Below are 20,844 nucleotides of genomic sequence, written 5' to 3'. Positions count from 1 at the left end.
GTGTAGGCAAATCTGATGGCATATCTTCGCAGTTGTGTCAATGCCACCATTTGTGGCGATCTTGTAAGATAGTCACTAATCCTCAAATAAGCAAGCTACTGGTCACTTAGCGGTGCGATGCCACTATCTCGTCCCAGTATTTTGATGCATAGACCTTAATGACCGGCGGAATATCATCGAATGCAGCATCCATTTTTTTCACTGGCTGATCGCCTTCCTGTTGCGGGAAACTGCCGCGGATCGCATACTTTTTGTTTTTGTAGTGTACCATCATCTTCATGGTAACGGGGTCGAGCCCATCGGGCCAGCAATAATATACGAAGATGGTTTCTGCTTCACCATCGTGATCGATATCCACGATCCTGGTCTTTTTTTCATCGAAGAAAACCGCGGTGAGCGGGCCTGGGGCGGCCTCCTTCACCTCCCAGCGAAGCAACAATCCGCCATGGTCGTGTGTATATTTATAGGCATGTATCACGGTGCCCATGGTATCGGTGGGTGTGATCTTTTCTTCCTGGGAGAGAATGAACTGGTGAAGGCCCATGGCATCACCGATCTCGTAAGCCTGTATTAACCTGCCGGGAAAATCCGCCTCTATCTCCTCAGGCTTCGGCACCGTCACCTTCAGTTCCCGTTGTTGTGAAGATGCGCTAAAAGCTGCCACCAGCAAGGGGATAACAAACATCAGTGCTAGTCTTTCTTTCATAAACATGCGTTATAGCCCGACAAATATAGGAAGATTGTCGCTGCTGATTATTCTTTAACTTTAAACAAATAACGATCAACATATGATAAAAGGGTTCATCGGATTTTCATGTGGAAGCCTGCTATTGATTATTGTATTGGGAATGTTTTTCCCCTGGGTATGGTGGTTGCTCATACTGGTATTGCCCGTAATAGTAATGGGGATACTGGACCTGCGGCAAACCAAACATGCCATCATCCGCAATTACCCGGTGGTAGGGCGTATGCGCTACTGGATGGAGGCCTTGCGGCCCAAGATCTACCAGTATTTTGTAGAGAGCGATATTGACGGGCGGCCGGTAAACCGTGTAGACCGATCCACCATTTACCAGCGCGCCAAACGTGAACTGGATACGCAGCCTTTCGGTACGCAGTTCGACGTATATGCAGAAGGTTATGAATGGATGGCGCATTCCATCCAGCCGCGCGATTTCGAGAAGATGGATGCCGATCCGCGGGTAACGATCGGCGGTAAAGATTGCAAACAACCTTATTCCGCCAGTATCTTCAACGTGAGCGCGATGAGCTATGGGTCGCTGAGCTCCAATGCTGTAGAGGCTTTGAACGGCGGGGCCAAACTGGGCAACTTCGCGCATAACACCGGCGAAGGCGGCATCAGTGATTTTCACCTGAAACAAGGCGGCGATATTATCTGGCAGATCGGTACCGGCTATTTCGGTTGCCGCGACGACGAAGGCCGTTTCTCCGATGCGCTCTTTGCAGAGAAGACAGCGCTGCCGCAGATAAAAATGATCGAGCTGAAAATATCACAAGGCGCCAAACCAGGCCATGGCGGCATATTACCGGCAGCAAAGAATACGCCGGAGATAGCGGCCATCCGCCATGTGAAGCCCTATACCACTGTCTTCTCCCCTCCCTATCATACTGCTTTCAACAGTCCGCGGGAAATGATGCAGTTCATTGGCCGTATGCGGGAGCTGAGCAAAGGCAAGCCGGTGGGCTTCAAGCTGTGCATTGGCCAGCAGCGCGAGTTCTACGCCATCTGTAAAGCCATGATCGCTACTAATATCTATCCCGATTTCATCACCGTTGACGGCGGCGAGGGCGGTACCGGCGCAGCGCCACCGGAGTTCTCCAACTCCGTAGGCATGCCCCTGATGGATGCATTGGCTTTTGTACATGATACCCTAACGGGCTTCGGTATACGAAAAGAGATGAAGCTGATCGCCTCCGGTAAAGTGCTTACGGGCTATCATATCCTGCGTGCGCTGGCTCTTGGCGCCGATACCTGCAACAGCGCCCGTGCTATGATGATGGCCATCGGCTGTATCCAGGCCTTGCAGTGCAATACCAACAAATGCCCTACGGGCGTGGCCACACAGGATAAATGGCTGATGGCCGGCCTTGTGGTAGATGATAAAAAACACCGCGTAGCCAACTACCACCGCGATACGATAGAGAGTGCCGTGGAACTGGCTGCAGCAGCAGGTTTGAACGACATCCATGCAGTAACGCGCCGGCATATGTTCCGCCGGGTGTTCATGAACCAGGTACGTACTTTTGAGGATATCTATCCCAGCACCGCGCCGGGCGCATTGCTCAACGGAGCGGCTCCGGAGCCACTGAAGCAGGTCATTGATGAAGCAAGCGTTGACAGCTGGAATTAAACCTGCACCTGCGCTGGCTGGTAAAGATTTACCGCATTGGTATAACAGATCTTTTCAGCCAGCTCAGGTGAAAAACTTTTCTGTACCAGTTGCAGATCCGCATCAGCAAAGGGCCGTGGCGCACGGGTGGAAGGCAGGTCGGTGCCGAAGATCAAAGCGGCGGTATTGATGGCGGTGATCTGGCGCATGGCGGTAACTACGTCAAAATCGCAGCGACTGAAGCCGGTGGCTTTTACGATGGCGCCTTTTTCTACCAAGGGCAATAAATATTTAAAGCCGGCTTTGGAGAGGCCCAGGTGGTCGATCACTACTTTTGGCAATTTGCGCAGGGTGGTGGAGATGCTGGGCAGTTGCCGGGAATCGATATAGAGTTCTACATGCCATTTAACGAGCTCGTATACACGCAGTGCGAGTTTTTCGAGATATTTGATGCTTTCAGAGCCGCCGCGTTGCACATTAAAGCGCACTGCGCGTACGCCTGCCTGATGTAAGGAGATGATCTCTTCATCGGCGGTGGTGGCGGGGACCTGTGTTACGCCTACAAAAGAGGGTCCTAATGTTTTCAATGCATCCAATAAATATCCCTGGTCAAAACCCTGGAAAGAGCCTGACACGACGGCGCCGCCGCTGATATGCAGTGAGGCTGTCCGCTCGCGGTAATCCGCAACAGTAAAGGCAGGTGGCAAATATCCCTGATTGGGCTGCAAGGGGTGCTGGTGGTCTATGATGTGCAGGTGTGCATCAAATACGGGCTTTTCAAACATATCTCATCGCTTATGATACACAAGCTACGAAATAATCCTGATACAAATATGTGGCGCGGTGGCGCCACATATTTATAAAGATCAGTCCATGGCTGCGGCAGCCGCTTCATCAACGAACCAGTGCAGTTCGCCGTCCTGCGGCCTGATGAGCTGGGAAGGATATCTTTCTGCATCGAAGGTGCCTTCGATCACATTTTTCAAAGTGATGGCCTTGCCGGAGCCGGTAGCGAGGAACACTACGCAGGAAGCGCGGTTCACCAAGGGCGCAGTGAGAGTGATGCGGTACATATCCTGCGCCTGCAGGAAGAATGCTTTCACCCAGGCATCGTGTTCATGTACCACGGGTGTACCGGGGAATAATGACAAGGTATGCCCGTCATCTCCCATTCCTAATAATACGAGATCGAAGGTATCCTCTTCCTCATCATCAAAATATTTTTTCAGTATCGCCTCATATTCCGCGGCAGCCGCTTCCGGGGCGATATCTGTGCGCATCACGTGGATATGCTCGGGGTTTACCGGTACTTTATTGAGGAGCACCTCAAACGCCATGCGTGCATTGTTGCGGTCATCTTCAAAAGGCACCGCCCTTTCATCTCCCCAGAAAAAATGTACTCTCTCCCATGGAATGATCTGGCTGTATGGCTCTTTGGCGAGCAGGGCATACAATTGTTTGGGCGTATTGCCGCCTGATAATACGAATGTAAAATGCTCCTGATCCTGGAGCACTTCCTGTATGTAGTTGCTGATCCATGCGGCTACATTTTCACTGAGCTGTGCCGGATCTTTCGCGATGTGTAGTTCCATAAGATGTGAATTAGAAATATTTTCGCCCACCGCTGTAGTAGTGGTGGGCGAAAGTATATTTATTTCGAAGGAAGATTGATCCAGCTGTGACCATCACGGGCAACGAGCGCGTCTGCATCGTCGGGGCCCCATGAATCGGGTGCATAGTTGGGATAGTCTTGCGGGCTGCGGTTTTCCCATGTTTCTAGGATGGGCATGATCACCTTCCAGGCAGCATCTACCTGGTCGCCGCGCATGAACAGGGTGGCATCGCCTTCCATTACATCCAGCAGCAGCGTTTCATATGCTTCCGGTGCGTGTTCGCCGTTGGCGGCATCGTAGTTGAAGGTCATATCCACCGGGTCGAGGGTCATGGTTTGACCGGGGCGTTTGGCCTGGAAGCGGATACGGATATCCATTTCCGGCTGTATGCTGATGGTGAGCCTGTTGGGGCGCCATGTTTGAGCCGCTTCTTCAGGGAAAGCATAGTGAGGCGCTTCCTTGAACTGGATCACGATATTGGTCGCTTTCTGGTGCAGGTATTTACCGGTGCGCACATAGAATGGAACGCCCTGCCAGCGCCAGTTATCGATATAGAATTTAACAGCGGCATATGTTTCGATGTTGGAATTGGGGTCTACGCCTTTTTCCTGGCGGTAGCCTGTTACCTTTTCTCCTTTCATCCAGCCGCCTGAATACTGGCCACGAACGGCGTATTCGTGTACTTTATCTTTAGTGATGCGGCGGATGGCGTTGAGCACATCTACTTTTTTGTTACGTATTTCATTGGCATCGAAAGATACCGGGGCTTCCATCCCGATCATGCAAAGTATTTGCAGGATGTGGTTCTGCACCATGTCACGCAGGGCGCCGGCTCTTTCGTAATAACCGCCGCGGCCCTCCAGGCCTACGCTTTCAGCGGCGGTGATCTGTACGTACTCGATGAAGTTACGGTTCCATACCGGCTCAAACAGTGCGTTGGCAAAGCGGAAGGCCAGGATGTTCTGTACCGTTTCTTTACCGAGGTAGTGATCGATGCGGTAGATCTGTTCTTCTGTGAACCTTGCTGCCAGCAGCTCATTCAGTTCATGTGCGCTTTTCAGGTCGTGGCCGAAAGGCTTTTCGATCACGATGCGGGTGCAATGTTTATCGGAGCAGAGGTCCAGCGCGCCCAGCCTGGTAGCGATATTCGGCACCAGTTGCGGCGCTACGGCCAGGTAGAAGATCACGGTGGGATGTACGCCCCATTCGCTTTCTTTCTGTTTTACGTAGTCGGTGAGTTTAGCGTAAGCCGCGGGATCTTCTGCATCCATCTGCAAATAATTCACATGCTGGCTGAAGTCGGCCCAATGGCCATTCTGTTCGCCTTTACGGCGGGAGAATTTGCTGATACCTTCCAGCAGGTGTCCACGGTATTCATCATCACTATATGGACTGCGGCCCAGGCCTGCGATGGCAAACTGCTCGGGCATCCAATCGTCGAGGAACAGATTGTATAGCGCAGGCGTAAGTTTCCGGTAATTTAAATCGCCGCTGCCGCCGAAGATAAAGAGGATGGTGGCAGGTGGGCGTTTATGGATCTGCATATATTAATTTAAAAAATGAATTGCTTTGAATATTACTGCCATTCGGTGTGGAAAGTACCTGGCATATCAATGCGCTGATAGGTATGTGCACCGAAGTAGTCGCGCTGGGCCTGAATCAGGTTAGTGGGCATGCGCTCCGTGCGGAATGCATCGAAGTACGACAATGCCGACATCAGCCCTGCCACGGGAATGCCTGCCTGTGCGGCTTGCGCCACTACGCTGCGGGTGTTTGCCTCTACGGATTTCACGAGGTAAGCCACGCCCTTGTCGAGCAGGATATTAGGCAGATTGGTATTTTGCTGATAAGCCTGTGTAAACACTTCCAGCAGGGAAGAGCGGATGATGCAACCACCACGCCATACTTTCACTACTTCCGGCAGTGGTATTTCCATTTGCAGTTCGCGGGAGGCTTCGTGCAGCATAGCCAGGCCTTGTGCGTAGCTCAGGATGGTAGCGAAGTACAGGGCATCATGCACTTGTTTGATCCACATGTCTGCGGTGGCGTGTATCTTGTTTTCCGGTTCTGCATACAGCTGGGCGGCCTGTGTGCGTTGCTCTTTGAAGCCGGAGAGGGTGCGCATGGCTACCGCGGTATCGATCACGGGAACGGCTACCGGCAGTTCCATCGAGTCCTGTGAGGTCCATTTGCCAGTGCCTTTGGAGCCGGCTTTGTCGGAGATCACATCTACGAGGCGCTGACTGGTTTTATCATCATTCTTGAGGAAGATATCTGCGGTGATCTCTACGAGGAAAGACTGGAGCACGCCGTCGTTCCAGCTTTTGAACACTTCATGGAGCTGATCGTTGTTGAGGCCTGCGCCTTGCTGCAACATTTCATAGCATTCGCTGATCAGTTGCATGATCGCATATTCGATACCGTTATGCACCATTTTCACGTAGTGGCCTGCGCCTTCTTTACCGAGGTAGGCTACGCAGGGCGTATCTTTTACTTTGGCCGCGATGGCTTCCAGCATGGGTCTTACTTTAGCGTAGGCTTCGAGGTCTCCGCCTGGCATGATGCTCGGGCCGGTACGTGCGCCTTTTTCACCACCGGAAACGCCGATACCCATGAAGTGGATACCTTTTTCGCGGAGATATTTTACGCGGCGTAAAGTGTCGGTGTAGTGGGAGTTACCACCGTCGATCACTACGTCGCCCTGCTCCAGCAGCGGCAGCAGAGAGGCAATTACGTCGTCAACGGGTTGTCCTGCGGGGACGAGCATCATCAGCTTGCGTGGGCGTTCCAGCATCTGCACCATGGTAGCCAGTTCGGCTACGCCTTTAACGTTGGTGCCGGCGGTGGCGGCAGATTCCAATGCGGCTGTTTTTGAAGCGTCCTTATCAAAACCGATAACGGAGAAGCCGTGATCAGCCATATTGAGCAAGAGGTTGCGACCCATTACTCCCAGGCCAATCATTCCAAAATCATATAAGCTGTTTGCCATAAGAAGAGTAGTTACTTAAATGGAGATGTAAAAGTAGAAAAGAATTATCAATTTCGCGCAAAGGGTGCAACTGCCCGCTGCGCGTGCGTTTTTTTCTCGCAAAGCAGCGTAAGCAGCAAAGCAGCATAAGGCGCGCTGCGCGCGCCATTAAGAAATAGTTATTTTCTATATCGCGAAATAAAAAATCGATCTCTCCACAGCGCGCAGCGCAACTTATGCTGCTTTGCTGCTTACGCTGCTTTGCGAGCCACTACGCGGAGTTTCTTCCGGCGTTGATGATACCAAAGCTGCAACGCATCACGAGCTTCTCATACGTCTCTTTGCCGGCGCCATTAGCGGCATCTGCATCCAGTTCACGGATACGGGTGAGCGCATATTGCTGAATGGTGAGCAAAGGCAACACAATGCGTTCGCGCATCTGGATAGACAACTGATCGATCGGGCTTCCGGCCATCAGTTCTGCCTCGCCGCTCAGGCGGAGCAGGTATTTGCGGGTCAATTCATATTCGTCATAGATCTTCTGCCATACCTCGCCATATTGCGGATGTTTGGCCAGATAAGCGGTGAGCGGGAAATAACTTTTCTTCATCGCCATCTCACAGTTATCGAGCAAGGTGCGGAAGAAGAGCGAATGTTTATAGAGATGATCCACTTCTTCCCATTGGCCTTTTTGATCGAGCTGCTGCAAAGCGCTGCCCACGCCGTAATAGCCGGGCACATTTTGTTTCAGCTGGCTCCAGGCGCCTACATAGGGAACGGCGCGCAGATCGTTCAGGTTCAGTTTGGCCGAGGCATTGCGTTTGCTCGGGCGACTGCCAATATTAGCCTCTGCATAGTAGCGCAAGGGGCTGGCATGATCCAGGTAAGCGAGGAAATAAGGATGCAGTTTTAATTTATTATAAGCCTCATAACCCGCATCTGCCAAGGATTGCAGCAGTTGCTCCTCTTTTCGTGTAAGCGTTACCTCGCGGGAAGAGAACAACTCATTACTGATACCGGCATGTACCAATTGCTCCATATTGAACTGTGCGGCATCCACAGTGCCGAAGTTGGAGCTGACGGTTTGCCCCTGTATCGTTTGCTGTATTTCCTTATTGGCAATATTGCGTCCCATGGAAGCATAGAACTGGTGCGTTTTTCCGCCGCCACGTGCCGGAGGGCCGCCACGGCCGTCGAAGAACACGACGTTGATACCGTATTCCTTGGAGATAGCGGTGAGTTCTTCTTTCGCTTTGTAGATGCTCCAGTTGGCCATCAGATAGCCGCCGTCTTTGGTACCATCGGAGAAACCGAGCATGATGGTCTGGTAACCCTGGCGGCGGTGCAGGTGTGCGCGGTAATCTTCATTTTCATACAGCGCTTTCATCACCTGGCCGGCACGGCGCAAGTCGTCGATGGTTTCAAAGAGCGGCACAATATCTACTGTTATCTCTTCTTTCTTCCATCCGCTCAACAGGAACAGGGCATATACTTCTATCACGTTCAGTTCACTGGTACTGTGACTGATGATATAGCGGTTGCAGCCTTCTTCTCCGTTGGCGGCCTGTATATTTTTGATGGCGGCGATGGTCTCCAATGTGTCTTTATGCAATGGTATGGATAACTGCGCCGGATCTACCTGTCGGTTCACTTTCAGCAGGGTGGCCACTTTCTGGGCATCGCTGAGGGTGGAATAATTTTTCGGCAGCAGGTCGGTGCTGGCGGCGATATCATCCAGTAGCGCCACGTGCACGGAGCTGTCCTGGCGGATATCCAGAGTAGCGAAGAACAGGCCGAATATCTGCACTTTGCTCACGAGGTTATCTATCAGGTGCACAAAGAGGCCATTGTGTTCTTCCACGATCGTTTTTCGTATAGCCGAGAGCGTGTCCAGTATTTCCTGGCTGGTAATATCTGCTTTATGATCGGTGAGATAAATATTGCGTGAGAGCTTGGCCTCAAGAGCGCCCACTACATTTTCCACCCCTTTGAAAGTGAGGCGGCGTTTGAGATTCCGGACTTCGCGGAAATAGCATTTCATGATAGACTCCCGGAGCGCTGCTGCCACGGCCACGGTTGTGGGGGCCGTTACGAAGGGGTTACCATCGCGGTCGCCGCCGGGCCAGAATCCCATGCGCAGCACGCCATTGCCGGCATTCACTGCGTCGGGAAACTGCGCATTCAGGAAAGACATGATGCGGCCGCCGGCCTGGTAAAAAATATTTTCGAGGAACCATATGAGGCTGATGGCTTCATCATATGGCGTGGGTTTTTCTTTTTTGAAGAAAGGCGTTTTGCCGAGTTGTTGCAGGTACATGTTCACCTGCGCCGTATTATCGTCGATAAGCGCTTTAGCCAGGTCGTTGATGATGCCCAGCACTTCACCGGGATAGAACTGTGTAGGGTGTGCGGTGAGTACGAGCCTCACGGAAAAGTCCTTCAGTTTTTCTTTCAGCTGCTCCTGGGCTTGTTCCTGCATCACTTCTGATTGCAGGTGGCGGAGGGTGCCGGCGCCTTGCAGGTCGCGGATATAGCGGAAAGCGGCATCTTCGAGCGCATCGAACAATACCACCTGCCGTTCGGCATATTGAATAAAACGGAAAAGCAGATCGATTTTCTGCCGTTCATCCTGGAAACCGGTATACTGCTCAAAAAATGCGTCCATGATCTCCTGGGGGCTGCTGCCCTTGGCATAGTGCTCTTCGCAGTGCAGAAGAAAAAGGGACAGGAATATACCCGTTTTCTCTACCCGGTGAAAAGGCAGGGAGGTAAAAAGACTATTATACAGCTGAAACTTTGTACCAACAAGGTTCTTAAACTGTTGCAGCGAATTATTTACCGGCGCTTCCATACGATATATCCATTTAAATTGGCTGAAGATGAGAACTAAGCGGGCGTTAAATTAATAATTATTCTGTTTAGTTGTTTATATATCAAAAGCTTTATTTTTTGATTATTTTTTTATGGAATTATAAAATGTTTAAATAATATCTAATAACATATTTAAAAAAATCCCGGTGGCCGTAGCAACACCGGGATGTGTGTATCAGGGATAGATGGCGGAAAGAGAAGAGGTTAAATGGACGGAAGGCCGTACGAAATTTTATTCATGGTCGAGTTTGAAGCGGACAGGAAGATTGAAATACACGGCTACGCTCTGGTTGTTCTGACGGCCGGGCTTCCATTTGGGCATGGTCTTCACCACGCGGATGGCTTCTTCTTCCAGTCCGCCGCCTTTGGCTGCGCCAGTGGTTTTCACGTCGGTGATGGTGCCGTCGCGGTTCACCACGAATTGAATGAATACGGTGCCTTCAATACCGTTTTCTGTAGCGGCATGCGGGTAACGGATGTTTTTGGAAAGGAACTTCATCATGGCTGCTTCGCCGCCGGGAAACTCCGGCATGATCTCTACGAAAGTGAGCGGCGTTTCTGATTCTGTTTTACCGGGCGGTGCGGCAACTACGCCAGATCCTTTGCCAGCCAGCATTTCAGGCGGCACGCCGTCGTCGGCTCCTGCTGTGTTGGCAACGCCGATAGCGACGTTGGGTTTGATCTCATTTTGCGCCAACATTTCATCTGCTTCTCTCACCTGGTCGTCGGGTTCGATCCTGGGCGTTGTCACTTTCACGGTAGCGGCGGCAGGCGGAGGCGCGGAAGTTACCGGTGGTGGCGGGATCACGGGCTTTTCTTCTTTTGGCAATACCGGCTCAATGGGCGTGATGTCGGTGATTTTAAAAACTGGTTTGTCGGTCCTCACGGCTGCGTGCAGCGCATTATCCAGCATATAACCGCCTACCAGTACCAACATCAGCGAAGCGGTTCCTATGATCGCATTGCGTACACGGCTGTCGTAACGGCTGCGTAATTCGTAGGCCCCATAATCCTTGTTCCTGCCATCGAACAGGATATCGAGAAAGTCATTCCCGTGGATGATTTTAGTTGAGTCCATAGCAATTTGTTTTTTATGTAGATGAGCGGAAAAATTATTTTCCATACGCCATCGCAAAAAAAAGTTTCTATAGACAAGAAGAAGCCCCGACAAGACATCGGGGCTTACTGGCACTAGAGGACCTGATCTGAAAACAGATGGTTCTTTAAATTTAGGCTTTCCGAAAAACGTATAGGTGTTAACGTTATACCGTTATAATAGGTTCCTTTTCTTCTGCGGACAGTTCGCTGCCTTTCTTCTTTGACTTGAAGATGGGATAGAATACCTGCGCATACCATTCTTCTTCATGATAATCTTCAAGCCCATACTCCTCGGGGTATTTGCGGGTGATCTTTGCTGTGCCGAAGATCACATCCCAGAGGAAGAACATATTGCCATAATTACCGTTGTAGTGTCCAACGCCATCACGGTTGTGGGCCGCATGGTGTGCATGATGCGTTGCAGGCAGCGATATCGTCCGCTCCAACACCCATGCCACCGGATGCAGCCACTTATGATCATACAGCGGTTTGTCCCAACGGATACTGGAATGCGCCATGGTAGTGATCAGCCCTTTAACGCCGCGCACCACCAGCGCAGGCAAACCCAGGCCCAGATAGGTTAAGGTAATGGTAGCGTATATCTGCGGGAACAACACCGTATAAATAAAATTCTGCCGGCTGGCCATCGCCATGCCCATATAAGGCGCTGAATGATGCGTGCGGTGGAACTTCCACAACCACGGCACTTCATGATGCAGGCGGTGATACCAGTATTGCGTAAGATCGTCGGAAACCGCCAGCAACACCACTCCCCAGCCAAAAGGCACCCAGCTGAATACGTTGCGGTACTGTGGTATCACGCCCGGCAACAGGGTGAGCGCAAACCAGGATATAATAACGGGCATGACTATACGCCCGAGTAAGATACAGGCGAGGTCCACTGCTTTCTCGTTCAGTTTCCAGTTACGGTATAAACCAAAAGAGAACTCCAGCACGCCCGTCAACAGCAGGATCACCGTGAGGCCCCAGCCATTCAGGTTTTCAAAGATCAATTTGATGCTTGCCATATAAACAGATTTTTCAGGTTACTGATACCATATCTTCAGCAGTTGCAGGATCACCCATACAAAGAGCAGCGGCAAGAAATACAATGCCACGCTTACAAAGAATTTGCGGATGATCAGCCAGACGTCTTGCATTTTTTTATTTTTTTATTTGATTATTTGATTATTTAGATGGGGAATGGGTATAGCTCTCCGTCTACTTCCAGTGCGTAGCTTACTTTGTTGGGCCATACGGGCTTTTGCAGCTGGCTTTCCCATTTGGCAAGGTCTGATTTCAGCTCCTGCAATTTTGATGGCTGAATGGCTGAGAGGTCTTTCTTCTCTGCAATATCTTCTCTCACATTATACAGGAACTGTTTATTATTTCTTTCATTCACATACAACTTGTAATCTCCCTTCAGCACGGCTTTGGAGTATCCGCTGCGCCAGTAAAGGATTTCATGCGGCGTAGTGTGCTGCTGGCCGAGATAGGGCAACAGGTTCACGCCATCGTATACACGCCCTTCCGGCAGCGGAATGCCTGCGGCGGCGGCGGCAGTGGTATAGATATCGAGATTGCTCACCGCTTGCTGGTATTGCTTGCCGGCAGGCACTTTGCCAGGATATACCACATAGAAAGGAATACGGATGCCACCATCGAAATCGGAGAGTTTCCCTCCTTTCAGCGGCCGGTTGTCGGTAGCGCGGGTATAGGTGGCGCCGCCATTGTCGCTGGTAAAGAAAATAATGGTTTCTTCATCGAGGTGCAGTTTTTTCAGTTGCTCCCGGATACGGCCTACCGCGCGGTCCAGTGCGGTGATCATACCATAGTACACTCTTTTCGTAGTGTCTTTAACGTTAGGATAGAGATCGAAATCTTCTTTCTTTGCCTGGAAAGGATCATGCGGCGCGTTGAAAGGCAGGTAGAGGAAGAAAGGCTGATCCTTGTTCTCTGTGATGTATTGGATAGCCTCATCCGCCAGTTTATCCGTGAGATACTTTTTTTCCAGCACTTCCACATTGTTACGCACAATACGGTTGGAGCCGTTGCGGTGCCAGGCGGCCACTTCGCTCAGCGACCAGGGCAGGTGCCAGTCTACAATACCGGGAGTATGTTCCGGCGCGTACTCGGTGAGGCCGCTGTAGAAGCCATAATGATAATCGAATCCGCGCTGCTGCGGGAAGAAACCTTCTTTTTCTCCCAGGTGCCACTTGCCGATAACAGCCGTTTTGTAACCGGCGTTATGAAACAATTGTCCTAATGATACTTCCGAGGCTGGCAGGCCTTTGGGCAGTTTGTCGAACTCCTCGTCGGTGATATCGAGCTTTTCAATGATGCTGTTACGCGACTGCAGGCGTGCTGCCAGGGCGCGTTGTTGTTCGGGCGACAGGCGTACGCCTGCATCCTGTGGCACCAGGTACTCAAATCCGAAGCGCTGCTGGTAGCGGCCTGTCATCAGGCCCGCCCGCGAAGGAGAGCAGATGGCGGCAGTACTGAAGGCATGGGTGAAGCGGGTACCGTCTTTCCCCAGCGCGTCGATGTTCGGTGTTTTGATCACCTCATTGCCGAAGGCGTGCAGATCGCTGTAGCCCAGGTCATCGGCCAGTATCACGATCACATTGGGGCGTTTTTTATGTGCAGGTTTTTCATTTTCGCGTGTAGTCATTGCAGTTAGTGCGCCAGATACGATGGTCAATAGCAGCAATGGTGTTCTTAAGGTGGCAAATGTGAACATAAATAATCATTTTTTATTGATCCCACCAGAGGCGGGGCGTTTGATAATTGGTATTAGCAGGCGTATGGCTGTTGAGCGATTGCTCCGACTGTGGATACGGGAACCGCCGCGGAATGGCGCCATTGGGGTTCAGTGCATGTGTCGCATTCTGGGCCAGCGGTATATCGGGGTAGCCGGTACGCCGGTAGTCTGTCCAGGCCTCCGGTTGCAGGAACAAGGCGATATACTTCTGTGTGATCACGGTTTGCAGGTCGGCGTTAAAATCGCCGCTCAGTGTAGCCTTTCCCGTTATATAAGCCTGTTGCTTCGCCGGCGTGGCAAAAGGATCATCTGCATTGGTGATCACTTTTTCAAAAGATGCCTTCACGGCATCCTGCAAGGCAGTTTGGGCCAGAGGATCGGCGGCGTTGAGGATCAGCCTTGCTTCTGCTTCGATGAACTTGGCTTCTGCGAAGCTGATCAATACCACCGGCGAGGTGGGCGCGCCGTAGTAGCTGCCTATCAGCGAGAAAGCGCCTGGCACGCCGGCAACGCTGCCCCTGTAGGTGCTGCTGCCCGACGGCGAGGTGGTGGCGAAGTAGGCCCGACGCGGATCTACCAATGCGGCGGGCGCTTGTGTAGACGGATCTTTCACGCCGTTGCCATTGAGCAGGTTCACGAATGCCGCTCCTAACCCCACCCACCCCGGACGGGTCACATTTTGTTGATAAAACGGGTTTGCATTGGTAGCTGCCGAACCGAAGTTGAGCAGCGCATCCTGGCGGCTGTTGGCGATGCCCCGCCAGCTGTTGTTACTATAGAGATATGCCAATGCCTGCGTGGCGGCCTGTTGCGCTCCTTGTTTGCTAAGATGCAGTGCCAGCCGGGCTTTCAGCGTCCAGGTGGCAGCGATCCATTTGCGGGTGTCACCGTTGAAGACGAGATCGTCGGAGCCAGGCAGCGCGCCTTTATTAGCAGAGGCGGGCTGCGACAGCTCCTGTAAAGCAGTATCCAGTTGTAGTTGCAGGTCTTTATAGATATCCTGTTGTTTGTCGTAAACAGGGGTGGCGGCGCCGCGCAACTGCAAGGCCTGTGAATAGGGAATATCACCGAAGAGGTCAGTAAGCGTACTATAGCCGTAAGTGAGCAGTACCCTCGCGATCCCTTTATAGTAGGGCAATTGCTGCTGTGCGGCCTTCACTTGCAACTGCCGGAGGTTTTCAAAGGAGGTATAATAAAAGTTGCTCCATACCGCATTGAAACGCGCAGGGCCGGCAGTATAATTGTCGTTGGAGGCGGCATCGCCATTGGCGCCGCTTACCTGCTGGATCACCGTACCGGTAATGAGGCCGGCATCCACTCCGAGGCTGAACGACAAAGACACTTCGGCGCCGCTGAGGATGGCGCTCACCGGCGCATCCGGCGTGGCGTTCGGGTTCACGTTGGTGCCCGACAAGCGGCAACCGGCCGTCAGCAATAATAAAAGTGTATATCTGTATATTTTCATATATCCGTTACCGTTATCTTCATTAAAAAACTACATTCAGTGCAGCGCCATAACTGCGGGTGCCAGGCGTTGTCCAGAAATCCACGCCGGAAGCGTTGGACAGGCCATTACGGGCGCCGAGGTCCGGATCACTGCCGGTATAATTGGTGGCCAGCAGGAAATTGCGGCCCGACAACGTTACGCTGGCTCTTTGCAGGTGCACGCTTTTCAGCCAGTGTTCCGGCAGCTGGTAAGTGATGTTGATATCTTTCAACTTGATCCAGTAAATGTTCTTCTCCACATATAATCCCTGTATATTGAAGGTGCTGCGGTACCAGTCCTGGCTCAATACGGCAGGAATATCGTTGGCAGTGCCTTTTCCGGCTTTTATGCCTTCAAATACTGTGGTGCTGCCGCGGTTGGCGGTGGATTCATCCACACCGTTGAATACCATTTGCAAACGGGGCGCATTAAACACGTCAAAGCCATAGCGGGTATCCAGCAGGAAGGAAAGCTGTACCGGGCCGATCTTCAGCTCGTTACGCCAGCCTGCGTTGAATTTGGGATTGGGATCACCTATACGGCTAAACGAAGTATTGATGAGCGGGTAGCCGTAATTGGGATTGGGCTTGCCCCCGATGGTGGCATTATCATCGATGAGCACCTGGCCTTTATCATTACGTTTCACATCATTGCCAAAGAATACGCCATAGGGCTGACCAGCCATACCACGGGCTTCTATCCACACGCCGCCGAGCGTAACGCTGTTGAGGCCATCGGCGAGCGTTCGTACCTCGCTGATATTTTTAGAGAAGAGCAGCGTGGTATTCCATTCAAAATGCCGGGTACGTACGATGCGTTGCTGCAAACTCGCTTCTATGCCGCGGTTCACGATCACGCCGGCATTGCGCAGGTCGTACAGTGCGCCTGAAGATGCCGGCAAAGACACGGGAATGATCTGATCGCGGCTGGTATTATGATAGTATACCCCTTCGAGGATGGTTTTATTTTTGAAGAAATGCAATTCTGCGCCGGCCTCCCAAGTTTGTATGCGCTCCGGTTTCAGATCGGGATTGCCCAACACGCCCGACAGATCCCCTTGCTGATTGCCGATCGCCAGTCCGGGCTGGTTGTTGAAGGGAAAAGTGATACCGCTTTGTATCCATCCGGATACGCGCGCATTGTTATAATACGTTTGCAGAGAATACGGATCAGCATCGTTGCCCACTTCCGCAAACGTAGCACGCACTTTACCAAAATTGAGGATGCCCCAATTGGTATGTATGGCATCTGTGAAAATAAAACTGCTGCCTATTGAAGGATAAAAGAAAGCATTGCGGCCTTTGGGCAGCGTGGAGCTCCACTCGTTGCGGCCAGTGAGCTCCAGGAACAGCCATTGCTTGTAATCCAGTTTGATATCGCCGTAGCCAGCCACCAGTTTCCTGCGGATCGTTTGGTTGAAAGTGAGCGTGGTAGCGGCATTGGAGATATTGAAATTGCCGGGCACGGTAAGGCCGTCGCCGCGGGTATTCACCTGGTTCCGCCAGGAGTTATAATAGTTATGGCCGAGTATAACGGTAAGGCCTATATCCTTTCCGATCTTCCTTTGAGCGGAGAGGATGAAATCGGTGTTGATATCTCTTCTGCCGTAATTAACATCATTGATGGTGCCGGTGGCCACTCCTGAAGTACCCCGGCTGAAGGCCCCTTTGCGCACATCGGTATAGTTATCGATGCCGTAGCGGAAAGTGGCCTTGAGCCAGTCGAGTACGTCGTAGTTGGCTTCCGTAAAGCCAATAAAGCGATTGGTCTGGTCGCTCTGCGGGTTCATGTTGAGCGACCAGTAGGGGTTATCCCATCCGCGGCCATTGGCGTAAGAGCGGGAATCGCCCCAGGGTTTGGCGGTGGTAGGCGGGAGCTTGTAGGCATCGTCGTGCCGCCAGGCATCACTGTAACCATTCGTGATGTCGAAGTTGTCCGGAGAATTGATCAGCGCCCGCACCACATTGGTATTGAAGCCACCCATGAGGGCGCGGTTGTTGGCGCCCGACTGGATGTAATTAATACCGGCTGCGATCTTCAGCCGTTCTGTTACGGTGTAGTCGGCGTTCAGGCGCACCGTATGCCGGTAGAAATCGGTGGTGGGTATGATGCCTGTCTGATAGAGATCTCCATAGGATAAATAATATCCGGCATTACCGGTATTGCCGTAGGCGCTGATGTTGTGATCGCGGGTCCACCCTTTCACAAAAAAATTGCCTATGTTATCGTAGTGGTTAACAGGAACGCCGTTGGAGGTAGGATCGCTCTTTCCTACGATCGTACCATTCCTGTCGAAAAGGCTGGGTTGACGGCTATAGGTGAGCGTATCCAGGCGTGCGCCCCAGTTTTCATCGGAGCCGGGTTGGCCCGGCAGCACGTATTGCCCGTTGAGGCCATTGGAGAAAAGGTGCTGGCGCGGCTGCACGCGGCGGTTGATCTCATCCATCGTGATACTGCCGCTATAGCTCACATTCCATTTTCTTTCCGTTAGCTGGCTGCCTCTTTTGGTATTGATGATCACGGCGCCGTTGGCAGCGCGGATACCGTACAAAGCGGCGGCGGCAGGGCCTTTCAGCACGGTAAGGCTGGCCACGTCTTCACTGTTGATATCGATAGCGCGATTGGAAGGCGTAGCGAGAGAAAGCGTATTGGTGATATTGCCCAGAATATCCTGTACGGAATTATCAATGGGCACGCCATCGAGGATGAATAGCGGCGCATTGTTGCCGAGCAGGGAGCTGTTACCACGGATACGGATACTCGCAGATCCGCCGGGCGATCCGCCGGAGTTATTGATCTGCACACCGGACACCTTTCCGCTGAGTGCCGCTACCACATTGGCTTCGCGGGCATTGCTCAGCTCTTGTCCTTTAATCTCCCCTACACTGTATCCGAGAGAGCGGGTCGTGCTTTTGATGCCTACCGCGGTAACCACCACTTCAGAGAGCACCTGGCGTGAACGCAAGGTGATCTCTGCATTTTCGGGTGGTTCATATATCTCCAGTTCGCGGGGCTGATAGCCTACAAATCCCACCAGTACGGTTTGTGGCAAGGGCCCTTTGAAGGGGAGACTGTAGTTTCCGTTTGCGTCGGTGACGGCGCCGCCAGTGCCGTTCTTAAAGCGGATGGTGGCGCCGATCAGTGGTTCATGTGTTTGCAGGTCGATGATACGACCTTTGAGCACCAGCTGGGCAAAGAGGATATTGCTTGCCAGCAGCAGGTACGTCAGCAAGATGAAAGTGCGTATATATGTAGAGATGAAATGCATAATGTAAAGAGATGCGCAGGACTGTACAGCCACCGGAAAACGGCGGCTGTTGCAGTCTTTATGGCTTTAGCGGTTTAGATCAGTTGCTGGACAGATGTTGGAAGAGTTGCCGGTTTTTCGCCAATTGCTGTTGGTCTTGTTTCAGGAAACCGAAAGCATGCAGCTGTTGCTGGCCCTGGTCAAGGACATACTGTATCCAGGCCTTGAGTGCAGGCTTGCTTTTTTCGAGGCGGCGATCGTAGGCAAAGGTGACGCCTTCTACGGGTATGGCCGCCGGGGGAGCAGTTTCCAGGCGTTGTATCAGAACATCCAGATTACTGTAGAAATCTTCGTCGGCGTCCAGTTTTCCGTTGTCATTCAAATCCAGCGGTATCACGGCGATGTGGCTTACCGGTTTACGATTGTGCAGATCGTAGATAAAGCCCGGGTTGTTGAACGATATACCTCTGGGATCGTCCTGCACCGCTTGTAACAGATGCTGGTCATCCCCCACTACACTCTTTCCTTTGATATCTTCAAAAGTAGCGCCGTAAAAGGCCGCAAATGTAACAGGGGCGCAGGATTTCTCCAGGCGGTTATATATAACGGGGGCAGTAGCGGCGGGCGTCTCTTTCTTCTTATCGATGTTATTATCTTCAAAATAAAGGGCGCGCAAGGCCTTTACTTTAAGCGGATGGTTGGCATATTCATTTTGTGTATTGGCTACCGGCAGCAATGCATAGCGTGCCACATCCACATATATATTTTGCGGGGAGCGCTGCTCCGGTGTGATCTTTTGGGCAGAGATGCGGACATCTGCATTGGCAGCGGCGGCCTCTCTCGGGGAAACCAGCCTGAACACCACACCCGGATGATCCTGATGGAAATCATTGATCCACTGTTGTACCAATGGAAATGTAAAGCGTGTACCCGTTACCGTTATAGTATCTGATTGTGCCTGTGTTGTATGGGCAGCAAATACGGCTGCCAGCAACAGGCTAATGGTTGTTTTCATGAAATATTTTTTTAGAGGAAAGCAATAAAGAAGGCTGTTGATCCCTGAGATGCCGGGTGGGCGCGGGTTAGGTACGATACTGAAAAATTTACCACCAATAAATTTGCAGCATACCCTCCCCGCAGGCCTGACCGGGCATTCTATTTACAGCTTACAGAACGCAAGACTTTTCATCAACAGCAACAGCTACAACAGCAGGTTGCCGTTTGCATGTAACGGGAACAGGTATTAACAGTTCCTGGTAATGGCGTGTGGGAACGCCTTCCACAGATATGTGTGTGCCGTTTCATAGTGTGTATGTTTACACAGTTTTTAATTTGTGGCAGCAGCACCTTGCTGGTGGATCAGGATGCCGGGAGCACGTTGCCTTGACTCCCTTATTGGTGGTGGTAAATTTTATTAGTCTACTTAATTGGTAGACAAATATACATCGTGTTTTTAAATTTCCAAACAGCAGCCCCTATTTTTCTTAAAATAATTTTTAAGAAATGTATAGCAGACGACGCTTCGCTGAAATGGGCTAATTTTGCGGCATGAAAGAGCATATCAAAAATATTCTGCTGATCCTCGCCGGCGCATTCATTTTCGCGGTGGGCATCAATTACCTTGCTATCCCTAACAAATTATCTGAAGGCGGTGTGATTGGTATCACCATCGTTACTTACTATTACTGGGGCTGGTCGCCGGGCATTACCAACTTTGCTCTCAACGTAATATTGATAGCGGTGGGTTACAAAGTGCTCGACAAGCGCACCATGCTTTATACCATACTGGGCATCATTGCATGTTCAGCTGCTTTATACCTGACGGAGAACCATCTGCCCTCCGTTACCTCCAACACTTTGCTGGCAGCCATTTTTGCGGGATTGCTGGTAGGCATTGGCATTGGTCTCGTATTCCTTTCCGGCGGCACTACCGGCGGATCGGCCATTGTAGCGCGGTTGGTCAACAAACTTTTTGGTTGGTCGCTGGGCAATGCCATGCTGATATTTGATATCGTGGTGATCGGCGTATCCAGCTTTATCATTGGTATCGAAAAAACCATGTACACTTTTATTGCAGTATATATCGGCGCCCGGGCGGTTGATTTTATTGTAGACGGCCTGAACACCAAACGCGCCATCACCATCATCTCTGATCATACCCCTGATATTGCCGCGCGCATCACCAATGACATGAAACGCGGCGCCACCGTATTGCATGGCCATGGCGCCTATACGGGCCAGCGCAAGGAAGTGCTGTATGTAGTAATCGGCAAACAGGAACTGATGCGCCTCAAAGCATTGGTACAGGAAACAGATCCCGAAGCATTTGTAGTGATACACGAAGTACATGAAGTACTAGGCAGAGGCTTTTCGATGTGAGAATTTTTTGATTTACGGATTTTTTGATTTACGGATTTATGAATTTGTGGCGTATCTGAAGTCTGCCACA

Annotated in this window: 14 protein-coding genes; 2 read left to right on the top strand and 12 right to left on the bottom strand. The window is 51.5% G+C overall.

Features of this window, described 5'->3' with window-relative positions; genetic code table 11:
• Positions 1-106: 106 nt before the first annotated feature.
• Positions 107-706, bottom strand: coding sequence for a M949_RS01915 family surface polysaccharide biosynthesis protein (locus tag FPG75_RS14480; RefSeq protein ID WP_143307586.1), 600 nt, complete (start codon positions 704-706; stop codon positions 107-109).
• Positions 707-788: 82 nt separating this feature from the next.
• Between FPG75_RS14480 and FPG75_RS14475 the strand changes: the two genes are divergently transcribed.
• On the top strand, positions 789-2,372 hold the full coding sequence (locus FPG75_RS14475) for an FMN-binding glutamate synthase family protein (protein WP_143307585.1): 1,584 nt from the start codon (positions 789-791) through the stop codon (positions 2,370-2,372).
• Here the strand turns inward: FPG75_RS14475 and FPG75_RS14470 are convergent.
• From FPG75_RS14470 to FPG75_RS14420, 11 genes are all read right to left on the bottom strand, one after another.
• Complete coding sequence (locus FPG75_RS14470) at positions 2,369-3,136, bottom strand: amidohydrolase family protein (protein ID WP_143307584.1); 768 nt, start codon at positions 3,134-3,136, stop codon at positions 2,369-2,371. The genes FPG75_RS14475 and FPG75_RS14470 overlap by 4 nt on opposite strands.
• A gap of 81 nt (positions 3,137-3,217) precedes the next feature.
• Positions 3,218-3,943, bottom strand: coding sequence for a 6-phosphogluconolactonase (gene pgl / locus FPG75_RS14465; RefSeq protein ID WP_143307583.1), 726 nt, complete (start codon positions 3,941-3,943; stop codon positions 3,218-3,220).
• 59 nt (positions 3,944-4,002) lie between these two features.
• The gene (gene zwf / locus FPG75_RS14460; protein WP_143307582.1) at positions 4,003-5,508 is read right to left on the bottom strand and encodes a glucose-6-phosphate dehydrogenase; all 1,506 of its coding nucleotides are present in this window, start codon (positions 5,506-5,508) and stop codon (positions 4,003-4,005) included.
• 32 nt (positions 5,509-5,540) lie between these two features.
• The gene (gene gndA, locus FPG75_RS14455) at positions 5,541-6,953 is read right to left on the bottom strand and encodes an NADP-dependent phosphogluconate dehydrogenase (RefSeq protein ID WP_143307581.1); all 1,413 of its coding nucleotides are present in this window, start codon (positions 6,951-6,953) and stop codon (positions 5,541-5,543) included.
• 250 nt (positions 6,954-7,203) lie between these two features.
• Positions 7,204-9,783 carry a phosphoenolpyruvate carboxylase gene (locus FPG75_RS14450; protein WP_143307580.1) on the bottom strand — a complete coding sequence of 860 codons (2,580 nt, stop codon included), beginning with the start codon at positions 9,781-9,783 and terminating at the stop codon, positions 7,204-7,206.
• Between the two features lie 252 nt (positions 9,784-10,035).
• Positions 10,036-10,881: an energy transducer TonB gene (locus FPG75_RS14445; protein WP_161596808.1), complete on the bottom strand. Its 846-nt coding sequence runs from the start codon at positions 10,879-10,881 to the stop codon at positions 10,036-10,038.
• A gap of 184 nt (positions 10,882-11,065) precedes the next feature.
• Positions 11,066-11,929, bottom strand: coding sequence for a sterol desaturase family protein (locus FPG75_RS14440; protein ID WP_143307578.1), 864 nt, complete (start codon positions 11,927-11,929; stop codon positions 11,066-11,068).
• Positions 11,930-12,093: 164 nt separating this feature from the next.
• A complete protein-coding gene (locus FPG75_RS14435; protein WP_143307577.1) occupies positions 12,094-13,641 on the bottom strand; it encodes a sulfatase-like hydrolase/transferase in 1,548 nt (515 codons plus the stop codon).
• Between the two features lie 13 nt (positions 13,642-13,654).
• Positions 13,655-15,127, bottom strand: a complete 1,473-nt coding sequence (locus FPG75_RS14430; protein ID WP_143307576.1) for a SusD/RagB family nutrient-binding outer membrane lipoprotein — start codon at positions 15,125-15,127, stop codon at positions 13,655-13,657.
• A gap of 22 nt (positions 15,128-15,149) precedes the next feature.
• Complete coding sequence (locus FPG75_RS14425; protein ID WP_143307575.1) at positions 15,150-18,416, bottom strand: SusC/RagA family TonB-linked outer membrane protein; 3,267 nt, start codon at positions 18,414-18,416, stop codon at positions 15,150-15,152.
• Positions 18,417-18,495: 79 nt separating this feature from the next.
• Positions 18,496-19,410, bottom strand: coding sequence for a hypothetical protein (locus FPG75_RS14420; protein WP_143307574.1), 915 nt, complete (start codon positions 19,408-19,410; stop codon positions 18,496-18,498).
• A 533-nt stretch (positions 19,411-19,943) separates the two neighbouring features.
• Here FPG75_RS14420 and FPG75_RS14415 point away from each other — a divergent pair.
• Entirely contained in the window at positions 19,944-20,774 is an 831-nt protein-coding gene (locus FPG75_RS14415) for a YitT family protein (protein ID WP_143307573.1), read from the top strand.
• Positions 20,775-20,844: the final 70 nt, after the last annotated feature.

Source organism: Chitinophaga vietnamensis (assembly GCF_902167635.1).
Classification (GTDB): Bacteria; Bacteroidota; Bacteroidia; order Chitinophagales; family Chitinophagaceae; genus Chitinophaga; species Chitinophaga vietnamensis.
Note: the sequence above shows the minus strand (reverse complement) of the source record. Positions and strands in the feature narration are given on the sequence as shown.

Coding starts and splice junctions, on each gene's coding strand:
- FPG75_RS14480 (WP_143307586.1), bottom strand. CDS start 706: ATGAAAGAAAGACTAGCACTGATGTTTGTTATCCCCTTGCTGGTGGCA.
- FPG75_RS14475 (WP_143307585.1), top strand. CDS start 789: ATGATAAAAGGGTTCATCGGATTTTCATGTGGAAGCCTGCTATTGATT.
- FPG75_RS14470 (WP_143307584.1), bottom strand. CDS start 3,136: ATGTTTGAAAAGCCCGTATTTGATGCACACCTGCACATCATAGACCAC.
- pgl (WP_143307583.1), bottom strand. CDS start 3,943: ATGGAACTACACATCGCGAAAGATCCGGCACAGCTCAGTGAAAATGTA.
- zwf (WP_143307582.1), bottom strand. CDS start 5,508: ATGCAGATCCATAAACGCCCACCTGCCACCATCCTCTTTATCTTCGGC.
- gndA (WP_143307581.1), bottom strand. CDS start 6,953: ATGGCAAACAGCTTATATGATTTTGGAATGATTGGCCTGGGAGTAATG.
- FPG75_RS14450 (WP_143307580.1), bottom strand. CDS start 9,783: ATGGAAGCGCCGGTAAATAATTCGCTGCAACAGTTTAAGAACCTTGTT.
- FPG75_RS14445 (WP_161596808.1), bottom strand. CDS start 10,881: ATGGACTCAACTAAAATCATCCACGGGAATGACTTTCTCGATATCCTG.
- FPG75_RS14440 (WP_143307578.1), bottom strand. CDS start 11,929: ATGGCAAGCATCAAATTGATCTTTGAAAACCTGAATGGCTGGGGCCTC.
- FPG75_RS14435 (WP_143307577.1), bottom strand. CDS start 13,641: ATGTTCACATTTGCCACCTTAAGAACACCATTGCTGCTATTGACCATC.
- FPG75_RS14430 (WP_143307576.1), bottom strand. CDS start 15,127: ATGAAAATATACAGATATACACTTTTATTATTGCTGACGGCCGGTTGC.
- FPG75_RS14425 (WP_143307575.1), bottom strand. CDS start 18,416: ATGCATTTCATCTCTACATATATACGCACTTTCATCTTGCTGACGTAC.
- FPG75_RS14420 (WP_143307574.1), bottom strand. CDS start 19,410: ATGAAAACAACCATTAGCCTGTTGCTGGCAGCCGTATTTGCTGCCCAT.
- FPG75_RS14415 (WP_143307573.1), top strand. CDS start 19,944: ATGAAAGAGCATATCAAAAATATTCTGCTGATCCTCGCCGGCGCATTC.